The organism is Gemmata sp., from assembly GCF_051859125.1.
Lineage (GTDB): Bacteria > Planctomycetota > Planctomycetia > Gemmatales > Gemmataceae > Gemmata.
This window is the reverse complement of record NZ_JBHYGG010000261.1, coordinates 1-16588: the sequence shown is the minus strand read 5'-3', so window position 1 is coordinate 16588 and position 16588 is coordinate 1. Positions and strand designations below refer to the sequence as shown.

The following is a 16588-nucleotide window of genomic DNA, read 5'->3' as shown; positions in this document are numbered from 1 at the left end:
CGGGGCAGCGGCGAACGCGGGCCTGCGGAACGGAGAGCGTTACGCAGCTCCCGCCTCGGGGGCCTTGGGCAGTCGTCAACGAGAAGTTGATGACTGGCCCGAACGCGGGCATGGGCTGGTGTGGTGGAGATCGCCGCACGAGACGCCGGGGGCCGGTCAGGTCGGGGGTTCGGGCGGGGTCGGCCGCGGCGGTGCGACCGTCTCACCGGTGACCGGGTCGGTCGCGGTCGGAGTGAGGGCCCACGCGACGTTCCGCCACCACTCAAGGCGCGCCCGGGTCGCGGCCAGCTTCTTCGCCGCGTCGGCGAGCCGACGCAGGGCCGGGGAGAGGGGCGCGGCGGCCGGCGTGTTCTTCACGTCCGCCAGGCTCATCTCAAATCCCCTGGTGTTCCTCAGGCGGCCGGGCCGACGATACCGGCGGCGTGCTGGAACCGCAAGGGGATGGGGCGTGTTCTTCAACCCTTCCACCCGGCCCGCCCCGCTTCTCGGCCTTCCGCTTGTCGTACTCCTTCACCCGCGTGGCCTCGCACTGCAAGCAGTAATGGTTGCGGCCGTCGGGACTGTCCACGCGCTTCGAGAACTCCCGCAACTCCTTCACGGCGCGGCACCGCCCCCGGCACACCTTGGTCCGCTTCTCGCCGGCGAGCGTGAGTACCACGGCTTCGAGGGTCGAGCCCGTGGCCGTGCGGCGGGCACCGGCCGCCCCGAGGACCGCGGCGGAGATGGTCCGGTCGCCGTTCTCCACGTCGGTGGTGCGGGCGACGTGCAGTGTGACGTCCTCGGCGAAGATGGCCACGAGCGCGGCCCAGTTGTCCGCCGCGTGGACCGCGTCCGCGTCCACATGCGCGGGCGGGTGCGGCGGGTCCTTCGAGGCGAGCTTCAGCGGCGCGACCGGGTCGTCGCGGTGCAATTCCAGCCACGTCCGCACCTGCGTCGCGGTGACCGCGTGCCCGTCGGCAGCCTGCTCGACAGCGTACTCGCGCAGGGACTGCGGGACGCCGGGCTCCGACAGTGCGTACATCGCCGTCGGCGTGACGTGCCTCAACACGTCGGGGTCGGCCGCGCCGAACGCCCGGTGGACCGCGAGCAGCCGGGACGCGCTCCGCCGCGGCACCTGGGCCTCCGCCGCGAGCCACGGCTCCCACTTCCCGCGACCGAGCCGCTTGCGCGCACGGGCCAGCACCCGCCCGGCCTCGAGCACTTCGCCCACGCTGCGGCGGAGGCGGACCCGCAGCTCGGCGGCCGCGCGGTGTAACCACGCCCGGTCCGGCTCGGCCATGCCGGCGTAGTCGAACGGGGCGGCGGTCTCGTCGGTGGTGTCGGTCACGGGGATCGCTAAGGGGGCGTGGACCTGCGTGACCATCTCGGTCACGCAGGTCGCGGCGTCAGAACAGGCGGAACTCCCCGGTGTCGGGGTCGTAGCTGATCTGGCCCCATTCCTCCTCGGTCAGCTCGTCGTCGTCATCGTCGAGGTCGTCGTCGTCCCCGGGCTCGTCGGGGTCGTCCTCGTGCGGCCGGGCCGCCGCGAGGCTGAGCCGGACCCGAGCGGGGTCGGCCCGGACCAGGGGCGGCACCAGCACCGCCGGCACCTTGGAGAACGTGCCGGTGGCCGGGTCGAAGACCGCGTACAGGTCGGTGGAGACGCGGCGGTACAGGCGGGGCTCTCGGTCGGCACTCATGGTGGTGCTCCGGGGTGGGGAACGAGATCGGGCGGCCGCGGTCACCGCTCCCGCCGCAGGTCGAGGATCGGCACCCCGATGTTGCCCGGGGCGGGGACCTTCTCGACGTCCCGCATGCTGAACGGGTGGCCGGCGCGGATCCACTCGTTGAAGATGTCGCCGGCCGGGTCCCCCCGCTCCTCCATCGTGGCCCGGATCCGCGCCACCGCCTTGTCGATGGACTCGCTCCGGGCCAGGCCGAGGGACACGGACTCGATGAGGTTGTTGAGCGCCTCGAGGCAGTTGGCCAGGAAGGGGACGCCCAGCTCGAGCAGCCGGTTGACGAGCGTCAGGAGGGTCTCCCGGATCGGAACCAGCTCCTCGCTGATCGCGTCCTCCATCTTCGACTGCCGGTCGATCAGCTCGGCGTACTTCGCGCCGAGCTCGCCCCCCTCGCGGACCTGGGCCATGAGGCTCCTGATGTCGGCGTTGGCCGAGGCGGCGGCGATCGGCCCGTTGTACTGGGCCAACTCGCGCCCCCGCTTGGCCAGCGCGTCGAGCGCGTCGCCGGCCGCGGAGCCGACCTTGGCCACGGTCGCCATCGCGACGCCGGCGGCGGCCCCGTACGGCCCTAACCGGTTCAACCCGGCGACCGCCCCCTCGATCGCCCCGCCGATGGCCGGGGCGGTGCTGCCCGCGGCGACCCCCGATGCCGCCCGCCCGGCCGGCGAACTCCCCCCGGGCCGCCGTCTCCTGCAGCGCGGGCTCTGGGACCGGGGGGATACCCCCGGACGGCAGTGACCACATCCATCCCGCCGCACCGAAGCCGCCCTTCGCCGACTCGACGTTGAGGGCGGCCTTGGCACGCTTCAACGTCTTGATCGAGTGGCCCGCTTCGGTGGCCCTCTCGAACACCGTCGCCGCGGCAACCGATCCCCCGCTCAGTAGCCCCCGCGGGAACGCCGCGGCGGCTTCCTGTGCCCCGATCGGCTCGCCCGCGGGCTCGGGCTCCTTCGCAGCACCGGCCGGGGCGCTCGCCTTCATCGCGGCGACTTGCTCCTCGATCCAGCCGAGGTAGGACCACATCACGGACTCGTCCGAAGTGAGCGGCCCGTTCCCGAACCGCTTCCGCGACACGTCCTCGACCTTTGCGAGGTACCGCACGCCCTCGCCGACGCCGTACCGGAACTCCTTCACCTCGAACCCCACGTCCGGGGCCGGCCCCACGGGCTCCCCGGCGAGCGCCCGCCGCAGGTTCGTGACGCGATTCCACACGGCGATCTCGTCGGCGGAGAGCAGGTCGCCGCCGCGGCCGCCGGCGTACACCGTCGCGAGGTGCTCGCGGGCGGTGGGACCGTGCCCGTACGCGAACGGCCTCGGCTCGTACGGCGCGGCGGGAGCCGGGGTCGGGGCGGGCGGCGGGGGCAACAGGGTCTCATCGAAGATGGCGATCACGGGGCGGGTCCTCGTGGTGTGGAACTGGGTGGGGGTCAGGTGTTCCACGGTGGGACACCTGCCGGGGTCACGACAACTTGCGGCTCGCGGTCTCCAGGACCGCCAGGAACTCGCGGGCCTGGTCCTCGCGGGCGAACCGGATCACGATGTCCCGCTGCGGGCTGAGCCCGGTGAGGCTGCCCTCCGGCAACCGGATCGTCGCGCTCTCCGCGGGCCGCACGCTCTCGGCCAACCTCGTCACCGCGGCCACAGCCTCGGCCTACTGCACCAGCGCCTTCAGGTCACTCGTCGTCATCTGCGTCATCTCCAGGTTGTGGCCGCACTCGGCGGCCGGATCAGGTACAGGAACTACTCGCCGCTCAGGTCGAACAAGGTCGCGCCCGCCACAGCCGGGGCTCGCGGCGCCGCCGCAGGAACTTCGCCGCGGTGCTCTCGCTGCACGTCGCCACCGGATGCCACGCCCCGCCGGTCTGGTGCTCGAGCCGCACCCGGGCGGCCCCGCGAACGGTCGTCGTGGCCACGGTGACCGTCACGTTGATCGTCCTCATCGTCGTGCGCCTCGTCGGAGTGAGTCCGCAACCACTACCTGCCCGGCCCGAGGTCGGCCCGCTCGCCCAGCTCGATCGCCGCGAGGTAACCCGCCGCGGTCCCGATCACCCGCCACCGGTTGCCGCGGGCGTGCGGCTTGAAGGGCAGCGTCACGGGCGGGGTGCTCATGCGGCCCTCGTCGCCGAGGCCAGGCCGCGGACCAGATCTTCGAACCGGGCCACGCTCGCCCGGACCCGCTCCAGGTCGCCCGCCGCCACGGCGGCGGTGACCTCGCCGGCCGCGGCCGCAACGCCCGGGTGCCGGCCGCTCACCCCGAGCGACGCGACCATCGCGTCGGCCTCGAACTTCAGCCGGTGCATCTCCGCCTTCGCCGCGGCGGTCAGCGCGTCGGCGTTGTTCTTCAACCACTCGCGGTCGCCGCCGGTGAGCAGGGCCGCCGGGCGGACCCGGATCGTGCCCACCGGGGTCACGGTCAGCGCGGTGCCGCGGGTGCGGAACGCGGCGAGCTTGTCGGTTGCGTCGGCTGGGGCGATCATGCTGCGAGTTCCTCCGTGTCGTCAGCGCCTTCGCCCCCAAGTGTCACGCTGTCACGCGGTGTCACACATTCCGAACCAACGTGGCCCTTACACACCTTTAATGCCTCTGACCCTGCGCCCCATGCGTGAGTTAGAAAGTCATGCGTGGCACCGCGTGATAGCGTGAAGCCCCCGTCCGTGCCCGAGTCAATCCGTTCGCGCAGTCCGATCCCCGAGTGCACCCGGATCCGGGTGCCGTCGCGGCGGTGCTGACTCGCAACCACGCGGGGGCACGCGGCTTGCAGGTCGCGGCCGAACATGGTCTCCGACCCGCACTCGCGGTGGCGGTCCTCGTTCCAACTGCGCCACGCCTGGTACAGGACGGGGAAGTCAACGGTCTGGTCCGCCCCGACGGTGCAGGCTTCGCGGATGAACACGCGGACCGGGCTCGACATGGCATCCAGTTCCTCGGCGCACTGCTCCGCGGCCCGGTTCGGGGTGAACCCGCCCTGGCGCCGCAGCCTCACCCACCCCTCGGCGGCCCAGGCGAGGATCCCGGGCAACACGGCGGTCAGTTGCGACCGGAGAGTTTGGTTCTCCCGCCCGAGCCACGAGTTCGGGGTGCTCAGGATGTAGAACCGGGACGCGATGGCCCCCGAGGCGTCCGGCAGCCGGTGCGTCTCGTTCGACGCGATGACGAACCGGACCCGGAGCCGGGCGGTCACCTGCCGCCGGTTCTTGCGGTTGACGGTCTGCGCGTCCTCCCCGCTGATGGACAGGAGCCGCTCGATGACGGCCGCACAGTCCGTGCGCCCGGACAGCCGGGCGTCGGGGATGACGGCCACCCGGCGGCCGAGCAGGGGCTCGAGCCCGAACGGCTCGCCGAGCGCCGCGAAGGTCGTCACGGCCACGTTCGCGGCCCCCACCAGCTCCTCCATGACACCGAGGATCGTGTCCTTGCCGCTCCGGCGCGGGCCGGTGAGGAACAGTACCTTCTGCCGCGCGGTGTCGGCGCTCAGCAGGTAGCCGAACCACTCCTGGAGCCCGGCGATGCTCGCGGCGTCGCCGCTGAACCACTCGCCAATGCTCCGGAGCCACACCTCGGGCCGCGCCGGCGGTCACCGGGAACGGCAGGGCGGCCGGGGTGAACCACCGCGGCGTCGGGGGCGAGAAGGCCGGCCGGCCGGCGGCGATGTCGCCGAGGGTGAACAACCCGTTCGGCGCCGGCGATCACGTCCACGAGGTCGCGGTCGCCCGGGGCCGGGCCATCCAGAACGGCGGGTCGCTGTCCGTGTTTGGGTAGTTCACCTGAGAGGCCAGGTTCAACCGCACGTCGGACTTCACCCGATACCCGTCGGGTAACAGTTGGCGGGTGCGGTCACTCGCCGGCGAGCGGGTCGGGGATGGTGAGCAGGCACGGGGGGATGGAGTCGGCGTTCAGGAGCGTGTTCGAGGCGTCGCCGAGGTACTCGATCGCGTCGGCGAGTTCCCGCTCGCTGTACGCCTCGTGGAGCGGGTGCCGCGGGTCGAGGACCGCCGCCCGGAGCCGGCCGGCGTCGTTGAGGAGCTTCTCAAGGACGCCGCGGGCGAACACGATTCACCGGGCGGCCGCGTCCCGGGGCGTGGCCGGCGGGGCCGCGGGCCCCTTCACCTTCTTCGCGCGTGCCATGTCGTACTCCGTGTGCGTGGTGGGTCAGGCCGCGGGGGCGGTGGTGAGCGCGACGCAGGCCGGGCACACGGGCCGCAGGCGGTCGCGTCGAAGAACGTGGCGGCGCAGCACTCGGGGCACGGGGGCGGGCTGCCGATCGACCGCCGGCGCGGGGCGGGCCGCCGCGAGTTCCGTCGTGGATGACATCCCCTTCGCTGCGGCCGTCGCGACCATCGCAATGGCGTTCGTTGCCGGCGTGGCCTCGGGCCGCCTCATCGAAGCCGACCGGTGGCGGCACTCGGCCGACGCCGAGCCCCGCGAGGGCGTGCCGGTGCGATCGGGCCGGCGGCTGTACTCGGTGAAGCGGATCGTTCCTTCGCCCGACCGCGACCACTGACCGGCCTCACTTCCCCTTCTGCCGTGCCGCCACGCCGGACTGCTCACGCCCGGCTACCGACTGCACCCGCCGCCGCAATCGCACCGTGGGCGGCGTGATCCTGGAACCGCGGCCCCGCGACCGACGGCCCGCGACCGGCGTGTCAGTCGGCACGGTCCTGCCCGACCGCGTGGTACGACTGGTGGAGCGTGGTCTGCCTGTCGCGAGCGTGGTCTGCCTGTCGCGATCGGGCGCATTGTGTCGAAATGAGAGCGGCCCCGTGTCACCACGGGGCCGCTCCGCGTCAATCGTTACGGCCCACCCGAACGGCGGGGCCTTCAGCGTCCCAGTCGTCGGCCCCGGCCGAGGTGCCGGGGCCCCGGCCGGCCCGGGCGCGACACAGGAGCGCGTCCTCGAGCACCGCCCGGGTGCCCCCGTCGAGCACGGACGCGGCCGCGATCGGCCCGAGCAGCGCCAGGAGCCCGATCAGGTCCGGCCAGGTCCGGCACGCCACCAGGCACGACCGGTCGGGCGTGCAGAACGCCACCACCCAGCACGCCCCGGCACGGGCCTCCCCGGCCCGCTCCCAGAGCACGAAGTGGGTCCCGTCCGTGTCGCCGAACTCCTGGCCCCGTCGGTACCCGGCCGCCCCCAGCCGCTCGTCCCGGAGCTCCCCCGGCTCGGGGAGCACCTCGCACGGGCGGAACTGACCACCCTCGAATACGAACTCCTGCTCCATCGTTGCCCCCGCGTCGGACCCCTCTCCGCACCCGCCGCCCACCCCGGCACGGGGCTTCCCGGCGTCAGCACGTTCGTTTCGCACGGTGTCGGGGCGGTCGGGAGGGGCGGCGTGGGGTGGCGACATGCGGCATCACTATTGGTTCGGGACGGTCAGGATGCGGGGGGACGGTGTGCAAGAACTTGCCCCGAGCGAACCCGTATCAGTCAGCATACGGCGTGCCGCAAACTCTGAGACAGGTTGGGGCTGGTCCGAGCGAGGGCGAGCCAACCGCGACTCACGGCAGGCAACCCGGCGGTAGCGCAACGAACACGTGTTGTCTAATTTCTCAAGAATTTTTGACAGGTTTCGCCCAGGTCCGCGATTATGGAGGTGGCCCGAGATCGGTCCGCACCCGTCCCGGGCTACCTTCACCCGACATCGCCCCGGGCGCGGTGCTCCGTCGCCCGGACCCTCCATCCTCCTCACCGCCATGTCACTTCCTCCCCCGCGCCCCACCGACCTCGCGGTCTCCGGGGTCCCGATCGAGTGGCCCCCCGAGCGGCTGTCGCGGCTGACCGCGGCCCTGGAGGCGCTGGGCGAGGCCCACGCCGACGCCCGCGAGCTGGGCCTCGACCCGTGGGAACTGGCCCTCACCCTCTCGGAGCTGGCCGGCACCGGGGCCGAGGCCCGGGACCTGCGGTGGCTGGTCACCCACCGGCTGGTCGCGCACGCCGCCGAGGCGGACGCGGCCGGGCCCGGGCGGCGGGCGTTCCACCCGGTCGCCGACCGCGCGGTGGGGGACCGGTCGTGCTTCGTGGTGACCCCGGGCGGACTGTTCTTCGCCGACCGCATCATCGCCCGGCACGCGGCCGCCCCGCCGGGGACGCGGGCGGGCGGGCGGCCCCGGTGGGACCCCGAGGCCCGGGTGCTGACCCGGGGCGACGAGGTCGTCAAGCGGTTTCGCACCCCGGCCCGGTCTCAGGAGATCATCCTGGCCGCGTTCGAGGAGTCCGGGTGGCCCCCGCGGATCGACGACCCGCTCCCGCGCCTGGCCGGCGACGACCCGCGGCAGCGGCTCCACGACGCGATCCGCCGCCTCAACGGGAACCAGCTGTCGGCCCGCCGGCTCCGGTTCCACGGCGACGGCACCGGCGAGGGCGTCTCCTGGTCCGGGTGACGGCCCCGCGCCCACCGATCGCCCCCACCGCGCCCCTTGAGGTGCCGACCCCGCCCGGCGTACCCTGACAGTCGACCACGGGTCGTCAGCGGGTTGGAACGCAGCCACGTCGCCCTTCCGCAAGGGTGGAACTGCGGCCGACAGGTCGTTTCTCCCGCCCCGGGTGCGCCGCCGTCGCGGCGCGCTCAAGACCACTGCCCCGATCCGACACGCTCAGCGGTTCCCCGCCGTGGGTGACCGCGCGCCCACGCCATCAGCCCCAAGCGAGGAGCCCACCAGATGTCCACCACGAAGCGCGCGGCCCGCCGCCCCTTTCCCAACGCCCGCAACGCCGGCCTCCGGGTCGAGGGACTCGAGGACCGTACCGTGCCCGCGGTGATTACCGTCACCAGCCTGGCCGACGACCTCCTCGGCGACGGCCTCGTGACCCTCCGCGAGGCGATCCAGGCCGCGGAACTCAACACGCCGGTCGACGGCTCGGCCGCGGGCTCCGGGGCCGACACCATCGTGTTCGCACCGGGACTGTCGGGTGACATCGACCTCTCGATCGCCGGCGACAACAAGAACGGGCCGACCGCTCTCCTGATCACCACCCCCATCACCATCGACGGGTTCAACGGCGGCGACGGGATCGTCATCCGGCGCGCAGACGTGGCCGCGAACCTGCGGCTGCTGGGTCTCACCGCGTCCGCCAACCTCACGCTCCGGGGCGTCACCCTGGCGGACGGCCTGGTGGAAGGGGCCGCGGGCGGGGACGGCCTCGGCGGGGCGATCTTGAACAACGGCGGCGTCCTCAACGTCGTGCAGAGCCTCCTCCGGGACAACACGGCCCTGGGCGGCCTCGGCGGCGGGGACGGCCTGGGCGGGGCCATCTTTAACGACGGCGGCGTGCTCAACCTCACGAACAGTACCCTCACCGCGAACGTGGCCCTGGGCGCCGGCGGTGGCGAGGGTCTTGGGGGCGGCATCCTGAACCGCAACGGCCTGCTCACGGTCCTCAGCAGCACCCTGAGCGGCAACGTCGGCGGCGACGGCCGCAACGTCTACAACCTCGCCGACGGGCTCCTCTCGACCGCGACCGGGGTGGTCAACAACAGCATCCTCGGCCAGGCCGGGCCCGCGGACGTCACCGACATCGTGAGCGAGTCGATCGGCGGCGGCCTGCCGCTGACCTCGGGCCTCGGGAACCTGATCCGCAACCCCGGGAACTTCCTGGGCACGGTCGTCAGCACCCTCGACCCGCTCCTCGGGCCACTGACCGACAACGGCGGCCCGACGCTGTCGCTCCTGCCCGGCCTGCCGGCCATCAACATCGGGATCCCGTCTCTGCTGACGGGCATCACGACCGACCAGCGGGGCGGCATCCACCTCCGCATCCTCGGCCTGGGGGTGGACATCGGGGCCATCGAGGTCGGCGACGGCGGCGACGATACGACCGCTCCGACGGTGAGTAGCGTCACGTCGACCACCCCGGACGGGACGTACGGGGTCGGCGCGGGAGTCAACGTGACAGTGAACTTCTCCGAGCCGGTAACCCTGGCGGGCGGGAACCTGACCGTGGCCCTGGACAGCGGCGGCACGGTCACCCTGGCCCCGTTCACCGGGACCACCGCGACCGGGACGTACACCGTGGCCGCGGGCCAGACCAGCGCGGACCTGGACTCGACCGGGCTCACCCTCGGGGCCGGGGCCACCCTCAAGGACGCAGCGGGAAACGCCGCCGCCCTCACCGTCCCGGCCGGCGCGTCCCTCGCCGACCTCAAGAACATCGTCATCAGCACGGGCACCACCTCCGACACCACCGCCCCGACGGTGACCATCGGCCCGCCGTCGGCGGCGGCGACCGCCCGCGGTCCGGTGGCGTTTACCATCACCTACGCGGACCCGAACTTCGACGCGAGCACCCTCACCGCGGCCGACGTGGTCTTGAACGCTACGGGCACCGCAACCGGGACCGTCGGCGTGAGCGCCGGCGCCGGGAGCACCCGCACCGTGACCATCAGCAACGTCCGGGGCAACGGCACGCTGGGCATCTCGCTCAACGCCGGGACCGCCCGCGACGACGCCGGGAACCTGGCCGCCGCGGCCGGGCCGAGCGCGACCGTGGCCGTCACCAACACGCCGATCCTCGCGGTGAGCGCAAACGACGGGGGCGTCCGCGTCCTCAACGCGGGCACCGGCCAACCGATCTTCACGTTCCGGCCGCTGGACGCGAACGGGAGGGCGTACACGGGGCTCGTACAGGTGGCCCTGGGCGACCTGACCGGGGACGGCGTGGCCGACGTGTTCGTGGCCCCGACGCAACCGGTCGGGGCGCGGGGGCTCGACGCGAGCAAGGCCGGGCGGGTGTTCGTGTACGACGGGGCGGCCCTGGCCACGGGCGCGGCCCCGGGGGCGTTCCGGGCGTTCACCCCGTTCGCCACCCACCAGGGGCCGGACGGGGCGACCGACCGCGCGTACCGCAACGGCCTGAACATCGCGGTCGGGGACGTCAACGGGGACGGGGTGCCCGACCTGATCGCCGGGACGCGGGGCGGGTCGGCCACCGCCGGCGACACCGAGTACGGCCGCATGGTGGTCGTCAGCGGCGCGTCCGCCGCGGGCGTGACCACGATCATCGGGGCGGAGGTGACCCCGTTCGGGAACCTGTACCAGAAGGGCGTGGTGGTGGAGGCCGGCGACCTGGACGGGGCCGCCAACGCCGCCGGCCTCCCCCGGGACGAGGTCGCGGTGACCCGCGGCGGCCCGGTGGCGGCGAGCAACCCGAACAAGACCATCAAGCTCAAGGCCTACGGGTTCGAGGGCGGCTCGCTCGCGGAGCTGAACCTGTCGGGGACCGGGGCCCCACTGGCCCCGTTCGCCGCGGTCACCGGCCCGAGCGGCGAGGTCCTGGCCCGGGACGGCCGGCTCGCGTTCGTCGACCAGAACGGCGACGGCAGGAGTGAACTCGTGGTGTCGATTCTGGACCCGCTCTCGACCCCGGGCAACGTGCGGGTCCGCGTGGCGACGTTCGCGGTGGACACGGGCACGGGGCTGGCGACCCCACTGGGGGCCGGGTCCGGGGCGAGCAACAGCGTCCTCGTCGGGGCCGCCGTCAAGGACCACGCGATCGCACGCGTCGACGCCGACGGGAACGGGACGAGCGACCTCGCGCTGGTTACGGAGGGCGCGCCCTCGGGCGTCGCGTACCTCGACCCGCGGACCGGCGCGGTGCTGCCCGGGGGGTTCTCGCTGGGCGTAGCCCGCGGCGGCGTGGCACTCGACGGGTTCTGACGGCTGCGGCGCGCAAGTCGGTCCCGGGCCCGCGTCCGGGGGTGTACCAACCCACGGACGGAACCCGTGACCGCCCACCCTTCCACCGAGTCGCTTTCGCACGGCCCCACCGCGGCCGACCCGACCAGCGTGTCCCCACGCGAGCGGTCCGAACTCACGCTCCGCTCGCGGCTGAACCACCTGCTGCTCACGCGCTCCGGGATGCGGAGGACCCAGCAGGCGGTCCCGCCCCAACTCGAAGCGGCGATCCGCGAGATCCGCCGGGCGCTGGGACTGGAGCCGGCCGGCACCGGACCCGGATCCAACCTGGCCTGACGGCTCACTTCCCCCACCCGCCGCGGTCTGCGCCTCCTCGCCTCGACCACCCCAGCCGCCTCCCCCGCCGCGAGCGCCCGCACGTCGTGCCGGCCAGGACCTGCCGCGAGCCGTCGGGGTCTGCCTCACCCGGGTCACGCGATCGCGGGACGGCCGTGGCCCCCGCCCGCCCCGGCGATTAGCATGGCACGTGCGCACGGCCGTCCGTCCGGGTCGTGGCCCCACCGCTCGGAGATGCTGATGACCCCCGACCGCCGCCAGTTCCTCGCCGCCACCGCGACCGCCACGGCCCCGCTTGCCGCGGCCCCGCTGGCCGCGGCTCCGCCGGCCGCCAAGCCCCGCCCCGTCCGCGTCGGCGTCTCGACGTACTCGTTCTGGCAGTTCAAGAACGACAAGCTCCGCAACGTCGAGGCGTGCGTCAACCTCGCCGGGGAGATGGGGTTCGACGCCGTCGAGGTGCTGCACCGGCAGATGACCGACGAGGCCCCCGCCGCGCTGCAGCGGCTCAAGCGGGCGGCGTTCCTCAACGGCATGGCCCTGTGCGGGTTCTCCACCCACCAGGGGTTCGTGTTCCCGGACAAGGGCGAGCGGCAGAAGAACGTCGACCACACCGTCCGGTGCCTGGAGCTGTGCTACGCGATGGGCATCCCGACCATGCGGGTGAACACCGGGCGGTGGGGCACGACCAAGAGCTTCGACGACCTGATGAGGGACCGCGGGGTCGAGCCGGCCCTGCCCGGCGTCACCGAGGACGAGGCGTTCAAGTGGGTGACCGACGCGCTCGGGGCGTGCCTGAAGGCGGCCGAGAAGTGCGGGGTGGTGATGGGGCTGGAGAACCACTGGGGCCTGGGCCGCACCCCGGAGGGCGTGCTCCGGGTCGTCGACGCGGTCGACTCGCCGTGGCTGCGGGTGACCCTCGACACCGGGAACTTCCTCGAGGACCCGTACGACCGGCTGGAGAAGCTCGCGCCCAAGGCCGCGCTCGTGCAGGCGAAGACGTACCACGGCGGCGGCCTGTGGTACACCCTCGACCTGGACTACGACCGCATCGCCCGGATGCTGCGGAAGCACAAGTACGCCGGGTACGTGTCGCTGGAGTTCGAGGGCAAGGAGGACCCGCTGACCGCCGTGCCCAAGAGCCTCGACCTGCTCCGCAAGGCGTTCGCCGCCTGACCCGGCGCGTGGGTCGCCACGCGGTATACTCGAGGACCTCGCCCGCACGGCCGCGGGTCTCCCCCGTCACCCCGGAGGTCACCCGATGCCCCGCACCCGTCCGGTCGCGCCCGGCTCCAGAACGACCCGGACAAGTCCATCCGCCCGGTGAAGGGCAACAAGTTCCAGGCCCGGCCGTGCGACCTCGGGGTCCGGTACAACCTCGGCGTCTTCCCGACGATCGGCGAGGCCCGGCGGGCGGTGGCCGAGTTCTGGTGGGGGAAGCGCGAGCCCAGGGTGCGGTTCGCGCGGCCGGTCAAGGACCGCGCCGGGTGGGTGACGTGGATCGCGTGCGTCCGGGTGCCGGGCGTGGGCGGCGGGAAGCTCGAGACGGTGCGGGTGGGCGGGACGTACCCGAGCGCCGGGGACGCCCACGCGGCCGCGGTCGCGTGGCTCGTGGCTGAGCTGGGGGTGTTCGCCTGGCGGGCAGGTTCGCCGGCAGTGCCACCACGCCCACCATGTTCACGCCCTCAGCCGCGGGACGGAGAGAAGACGCGTGCAGGGTAACGCGGTCCGTTGCCCGGATCGGACGGCACGGCGAACGCAACGCTGGCCGGGGCGGCGGCTTCGAGAAATTGACCGACCGGGAGAGGCGGCGCCGGTCAATCGTCGCGTAGTTCGGCAACGACGCCTTCGAGCCCACGCGGCAGTTGAACCCCACGGAGGCCCATCAGGGCTTCCTCCAGAGTACGGAGGCCGTTGGGTCGTGCGGACGCCAGAAAGGTGCGGGCGATTGCCCGGGGAGTGAGGTGGTGCCGGAGGGTGGCCCGATGCGGGTTGGCGGAGAGGTGCCGTGGCAGCCGCTGACCGCTCCGCCGGCCCGCCCCGGTTCCTACTTCCCGGGCTTCTTCTCGTCCTTCGCGTCCTTCTTCTCGATGAACTTCCCGTCGGGTGCGAAGTACACCTCGCACTCCTTGTCGCCGTCCTTGATGTCGAACTCGTACTTCACCTCGCCGCCGTCGCCCTTGGTGACCTTCTCGGTCTTCGACGGCTTGGCGTTCGGGTACTTTTGCTTGAACGCCGTCAGCACCGCGGCGGGCACGTCCTTCTCGGCGACCTCCGCCTCCTCCTTGACGAACTTGCCCTCGGGGGTGAACTCGGCCTCCAGCTTCTTCTCCCCGTCCTTCAGGGTGAACTCGATCACCGACTTGCCGTCGTCGTCCTCCTTCTCGACCTTGACCACCTGGGCCTTCGGGTACTTGTCCTTCATCGCCTTCACGGCGGCCGCGGGGGCCTTGTCCAGCTTGATCTCCTCGTCGGCGCGGGCCGGGAGCGAGAGGGCGGACACGGCGAGGGCGGCGGTCAGCAGTCGGGTCATGGCGCGCTCCTGGTGTGATCTCCGGTGTGGGCGGGCAAGGGGGGGTGCAACCGGCGCGCCCGAAGCGACCGAGCTGCCCCCCGCCAGGAGGTCGAAGCCGAGGGGCCGGACGCGGCGGGGTGATGAGGGTGCTCCGCGGGGCCGCCGGGCCGACGTGGTGACCGGCCCCGCCGCCCGAACGCGCAACGAACCCGCCAGGTCGCCGGTTGGTTACGGGTTCGAGCGGCGAACGTGTCCCGGATCGCCGTTCCGACCGGTGCGGTCGGGCGAACCGTTCCGCCGGCCAGAGGGTGCTGTAGCGGCGCGGTGGTCGCGGACCGGCGCGCCGCGGGGAGTCCGGCTCGACTGAGCAGTCCCGCCCCGGTCCGTGCGCAACGCGCCGCCTGTTTCGCGGGTCCGACGCGCACCGGAGGGGCGGATCTGGTTTGACACCCGTTGACACCCGCCGGGAGGGTTCAGAGGGGCAACTGGTGTCACTGGGAAGTGAAAAACCCCTGGGTTTCCAGGGGTTTTAGCGTTCTGATTGCTTCAGGAAACCGGTGCTCTATCCACTGAGCTACGAGGGCAAAGTTCCCGGTGACCGGCCGCGGCCCGACCCCGATGTACCGACTTCGCAATCGCGTCCCGGAGCGGGGCGGTCGGAGTGGATCTTACCGCGTCCACAGCCGGCAGCAAACCCACGAAATCGAACTGGCACGCTCCGCGGGCGGGGGCGGGGAGGATTCTCCCGTTGGCGGGTGACACCTTCGGGGCACGAATCTCGATGTCCCCGGTGGGCGACACGCGCCCCCAGCCCGTTCGACCGGAGCCCGCACCGTGACCGACACCCCGCTGCCGTTTCCCCGTCCGTCGTCACCGCCCGCACCGCCGCGGGTCCTCGTTGTGGACGACGACCCAGTGGTCCGCTTGGCCGCGCAGGTGCTCCTCACAAAGGCCGGGTTCGACGTCGAGGCCGCGGTCGACGGCCGCGAGGCGCTGCGGGCGTTCCGCCGGCACCCGACCGACGCGGTGGTGTGCGACCTCTATCTCCCGGAGAAGAACGGGCTGGAGGTCATGGCCGCGTTGGCAGGGGAGTTCGGTCCGGTGCCCGTGGTCGCGATCAGCGGGGGCGGGTCCGACGGTCGCGTGGACCTGCTCGCGGTCGCCGTGCGGCTCGGGGCGCGGGCCGCACTGCGGAAGCCGTTCGGGGGGGCCGAACTGGTCCGCGCGGTTCGGGGCGTGCTCGGCATGGACCGTGAATCGGAAACGAGCCCGCCCGTCGTGGTCGGCTGACCGCACGCGAAACCGGGGCACACCCGGCGGGCCCACCGGCTCGCTCTTCGACTCGTCCGCCTCGGTCCCGAGGCGCGCTCCCTCGGCACCTCGGCCCCGTTTGGCACCCAACGTGCAATACCGCTTGGTACGGGCGCAGAGCCCGTGCTGGTCTGCACTTCTGACTCGCCACCCGCGTGCCGGGCGAGTCCTGCCCACCAGTTCGGCGGCCTTCTCAACGCACCACGGACCGGTCCGCGGCCGCTCACTCATTCATCCATTGGCGCACCGGCAACTCATCATCCCCCCCCGTGGAGGCCACATGTCCCCCCGCCGATTCTCCCCGTCCCTGGAAGCCCTCCGGGAGCGGTTCGCACCCGCCGTGCTCACCTCGTACACCGGCGGCGCTCTCACCATCTCGTCGGACGACGCGGCCCCGGTCGACCACCGCGTTCGCGTCCTCGTTCGGGACCAACAGGTCGTGCTGTTCGTCGACGGGCAGAGGTCCGTCGCCGGTCCCTCGGCGCCCCTCACGTCGATCGACGTCCGCCTGGGCGGGGGGAACGACACGGTGACCGTCAATCTGCTCTCGTCGGTTGGCCGGAACGACCTCATGACGGTCCGCATCGACGCGGGGGCGGGGGCCGACGTGGTGCGGGTGAGGACCGACCGGATGGGCCGCGGGTCCGGGTTGTTCACCGACATCATCGCCGGGCCCGGGGCCGATCGGATCGACGTGGCCCTCGGGCCGGTCGGGCCGGTTGCGAGCGCCCGGACCGAGATCTGCCTCGGCGGCGACGGGGAGCGGGACGTGGTCAACCTGGCGTCGGGGGCGGTCGGGGCGGACTCGTTCGTGGACTTTTGCGTCTGCCGGGCCGAACTCGACGGGCCCGCCGGAACGAACGACCTGGTCCGGTGGAGGGACGTGACCCCGCCGGGGAGGGTGTGCATCGGCGGGGTCGAACAGCCCCCGTTCACCGGGCCGGGGACCGGGGGCGCGCTGCCGCCCCCCGCGCCGGGGGCCGGGGGGGCGCTGCCCCCGGCGGTCGCACCGGTGAGCACGGACCTGATGTCGAAGCGGATGCTCCTCGGGAGCTTCTGACCCGCGCCCCCCGGCGGC

21 protein-coding genes are annotated in these 16588 nt (G+C 73.0%); 9 read left to right on the top strand and 12 right to left on the bottom strand.

Annotation, left to right across the window (positions count from 1 at the left end):
• Positions 1 to 156: 156 nt before the first annotated feature.
• From ACTIGN_RS24725 to ACTIGN_RS24685, 9 genes are all read right to left on the bottom strand, one after another.
• Entirely contained in the window at positions 157 to 372 is a 216-nt protein-coding gene (locus ACTIGN_RS24725) for a hypothetical protein (RefSeq protein ID WP_439628869.1), read from the bottom strand.
• 1 nt (position 373) lies between these two features.
• Positions 374 to 1363, bottom strand: a complete 990-nt coding sequence (locus tag ACTIGN_RS24720; protein WP_439628942.1) for a DUF3102 domain-containing protein — start codon at positions 1361 to 1363, stop codon at positions 374 to 376.
• A gap of 22 nt (positions 1364 to 1385) precedes the next feature.
• Positions 1386 to 1679 (bottom strand): hypothetical protein, encoded by a 294-nt coding sequence (locus ACTIGN_RS24715; RefSeq protein ID WP_439628868.1) that lies wholly within the window; start codon positions 1677 to 1679, stop codon positions 1386 to 1388.
• Between the two features lie 41 nt (positions 1680 to 1720).
• The gene (locus tag ACTIGN_RS24710; RefSeq protein WP_439628866.1) at positions 1721 to 2302 is read right to left on the bottom strand and encodes a hypothetical protein; all 582 of its coding nucleotides are present in this window, start codon (positions 2300 to 2302) and stop codon (positions 1721 to 1723) included.
• 878 nt (positions 2303 to 3180) lie between these two features.
• Positions 3181 to 3354 (bottom strand): hypothetical protein, encoded by a 174-nt coding sequence (locus tag ACTIGN_RS24705; protein ID WP_439628864.1) that lies wholly within the window; start codon positions 3352 to 3354, stop codon positions 3181 to 3183.
• A gap of 118 nt (positions 3355 to 3472) precedes the next feature.
• Positions 3473 to 3661: a hypothetical protein gene (locus ACTIGN_RS24700; RefSeq protein ID WP_439628862.1), complete on the bottom strand. Its 189-nt coding sequence runs from the start codon at positions 3659 to 3661 to the stop codon at positions 3473 to 3475.
• A gap of 34 nt (positions 3662 to 3695) precedes the next feature.
• Positions 3696 to 3830, bottom strand: a complete 135-nt coding sequence (locus ACTIGN_RS24695) for a hypothetical protein (RefSeq protein WP_439628861.1) — start codon at positions 3828 to 3830, stop codon at positions 3696 to 3698.
• Positions 3827 to 4198, bottom strand: a complete 372-nt coding sequence (locus ACTIGN_RS24690) for a hypothetical protein (protein WP_439628859.1) — start codon at positions 4196 to 4198, stop codon at positions 3827 to 3829. The genes ACTIGN_RS24695 and ACTIGN_RS24690 overlap by 4 nt, the downstream gene beginning before the upstream one ends.
• Entirely contained in the window at positions 4195 to 5277 is a 1083-nt protein-coding gene (locus ACTIGN_RS24685) for a DNA primase family protein (protein WP_439628857.1), read from the bottom strand. The genes ACTIGN_RS24690 and ACTIGN_RS24685 overlap by 4 nt, the downstream gene beginning before the upstream one ends.
• 44 nt (positions 5278 to 5321) lie before the next feature.
• Here ACTIGN_RS24685 and ACTIGN_RS24680 point away from each other — a divergent pair, with 44 nt between their 5' ends.
• On the top strand, positions 5322 to 5480 hold the full coding sequence (locus ACTIGN_RS24680; RefSeq protein WP_439628855.1) for a hypothetical protein: 159 nt from the start codon (positions 5322 to 5324) through the stop codon (positions 5478 to 5480).
• 75 nt (positions 5481 to 5555) lie between these two features.
• Here the strand turns inward: ACTIGN_RS24680 and ACTIGN_RS24675 are convergent, their stop codons facing one another.
• Complete coding sequence (locus tag ACTIGN_RS24675) at positions 5556 to 5771, bottom strand: hypothetical protein (RefSeq protein WP_439628853.1); 216 nt, start codon at positions 5769 to 5771, stop codon at positions 5556 to 5558.
• Between the two features lie 250 nt (positions 5772 to 6021).
• On the opposite strand from ACTIGN_RS24675, the gene ACTIGN_RS24670 reads away from it, so the two are divergent.
• Positions 6022 to 6222, top strand: a complete 201-nt coding sequence (locus tag ACTIGN_RS24670) for a hypothetical protein (RefSeq protein WP_439628851.1) — start codon at positions 6022 to 6024, stop codon at positions 6220 to 6222.
• Positions 6223 to 6505: 283 nt separating this feature from the next.
• On the opposite strand, the gene ACTIGN_RS24665 is transcribed toward ACTIGN_RS24670, so the two are convergent.
• Positions 6506 to 6940 (bottom strand): hypothetical protein, encoded by a 435-nt coding sequence (locus tag ACTIGN_RS24665; RefSeq protein ID WP_439628849.1) that lies wholly within the window; start codon positions 6938 to 6940, stop codon positions 6506 to 6508.
• Between the two features lie 472 nt (positions 6941 to 7412).
• Here ACTIGN_RS24665 and ACTIGN_RS24660 point away from each other — a divergent pair, with 472 nt between their 5' ends.
• The 5 genes from ACTIGN_RS24660 (at position 7413) to ACTIGN_RS24640 (ending at position 13406) form a co-directional block, all read left to right on the top strand.
• A complete protein-coding gene (locus ACTIGN_RS24660) occupies positions 7413 to 8099 on the top strand; it encodes a hypothetical protein (RefSeq protein WP_439628847.1) in 687 nt (228 codons plus the stop codon).
• Between the two features lie 279 nt (positions 8100 to 8378).
• Positions 8379 to 11372 carry a beta strand repeat-containing protein gene (locus tag ACTIGN_RS24655; protein ID WP_439628845.1) on the top strand — a complete coding sequence of 998 codons (2994 nt, stop codon included), beginning with the start codon at positions 8379 to 8381 and terminating at the stop codon, positions 11370 to 11372.
• A gap of 66 nt (positions 11373 to 11438) precedes the next feature.
• Positions 11439 to 11687: a hypothetical protein gene (locus tag ACTIGN_RS24650; RefSeq protein ID WP_439628843.1), complete on the top strand. Its 249-nt coding sequence runs from the start codon at positions 11439 to 11441 to the stop codon at positions 11685 to 11687.
• 240 nt (positions 11688 to 11927) lie between these two features.
• Entirely contained in the window at positions 11928 to 12860 is a 933-nt protein-coding gene (locus ACTIGN_RS24645; protein ID WP_439628841.1) for a sugar phosphate isomerase/epimerase family protein, read from the top strand.
• A 147-nt stretch (positions 12861 to 13007) separates the two neighbouring features.
• The gene (locus ACTIGN_RS24640) at positions 13008 to 13406 is read left to right on the top strand and encodes a hypothetical protein (protein WP_439628839.1); all 399 of its coding nucleotides are present in this window, start codon (positions 13008 to 13010) and stop codon (positions 13404 to 13406) included.
• 325 nt (positions 13407 to 13731) lie between these two features.
• On the opposite strand, the gene ACTIGN_RS24635 is transcribed toward ACTIGN_RS24640, so the two are convergent.
• Positions 13732 to 14217, bottom strand: a complete 486-nt coding sequence (locus ACTIGN_RS24635; protein WP_439628837.1) for a PepSY-like domain-containing protein — start codon at positions 14215 to 14217, stop codon at positions 13732 to 13734.
• Positions 14218 to 15033: 816 nt separating this feature from the next.
• Here ACTIGN_RS24635 and ACTIGN_RS24630 point away from each other — a divergent pair.
• Complete coding sequence (locus tag ACTIGN_RS24630; protein WP_439628835.1) at positions 15034 to 15489, top strand: response regulator; 456 nt, start codon at positions 15034 to 15036, stop codon at positions 15487 to 15489.
• Positions 15490 to 15790: 301 nt separating this feature from the next.
• A complete protein-coding gene (locus ACTIGN_RS24625; RefSeq protein ID WP_439628833.1) occupies positions 15791 to 16570 on the top strand; it encodes a hypothetical protein in 780 nt (259 codons plus the stop codon).
• The last annotated feature ends 18 nt before the right edge of the window (positions 16571 to 16588 follow it).

Excerpts from the sequence above, each read along its gene's own strand:
- ACTIGN_RS24700 (WP_439628862.1), bottom strand. The coding sequence starts at position 3,661 with ATGAGGACGATCAACGTGACGGTCACCGTGGCCACGACGACCGTTCGC.
- ACTIGN_RS24660 (WP_439628847.1), top strand. The coding sequence starts at position 7,413 with ATGTCACTTCCTCCCCCGCGCCCCACCGACCTCGCGGTCTCCGGGGTC.
- ACTIGN_RS24725 (WP_439628869.1), bottom strand. The coding sequence starts at position 372 with ATGAGCCTGGCGGACGTGAAGAACACGCCGGCCGCCGCGCCCCTCTCC.
- ACTIGN_RS24665 (WP_439628849.1), bottom strand. The coding sequence starts at position 6,940 with ATGGAGCAGGAGTTCGTATTCGAGGGTGGTCAGTTCCGCCCGTGCGAG.
- ACTIGN_RS24635 (WP_439628837.1), bottom strand. The coding sequence starts at position 14,217 with ATGACCCGACTGCTGACCGCCGCCCTCGCCGTGTCCGCCCTCTCGCTC.
- ACTIGN_RS24720 (WP_439628942.1), bottom strand. The coding sequence starts at position 1,363 with ATGGTCACGCAGGTCCACGCCCCCTTAGCGATCCCCGTGACCGACACC.
- ACTIGN_RS24645 (WP_439628841.1), top strand. The coding sequence starts at position 11,928 with ATGACCCCCGACCGCCGCCAGTTCCTCGCCGCCACCGCGACCGCCACG.
- ACTIGN_RS24695 (WP_439628861.1), bottom strand. The coding sequence starts at position 3,830 with ATGAGCACCCCGCCCGTGACGCTGCCCTTCAAGCCGCACGCCCGCGGC.
- ACTIGN_RS24690 (WP_439628859.1), bottom strand. The coding sequence starts at position 4,198 with ATGATCGCCCCAGCCGACGCAACCGACAAGCTCGCCGCGTTCCGCACC.
- ACTIGN_RS24715 (WP_439628868.1), bottom strand. The coding sequence starts at position 1,679 with ATGAGTGCCGACCGAGAGCCCCGCCTGTACCGCCGCGTCTCCACCGAC.
- ACTIGN_RS24655 (WP_439628845.1), top strand. The coding sequence starts at position 8,379 with ATGTCCACCACGAAGCGCGCGGCCCGCCGCCCCTTTCCCAACGCCCGC.
- ACTIGN_RS24625 (WP_439628833.1), top strand. The coding sequence starts at position 15,791 with ATGTCCCCCCGCCGATTCTCCCCGTCCCTGGAAGCCCTCCGGGAGCGG.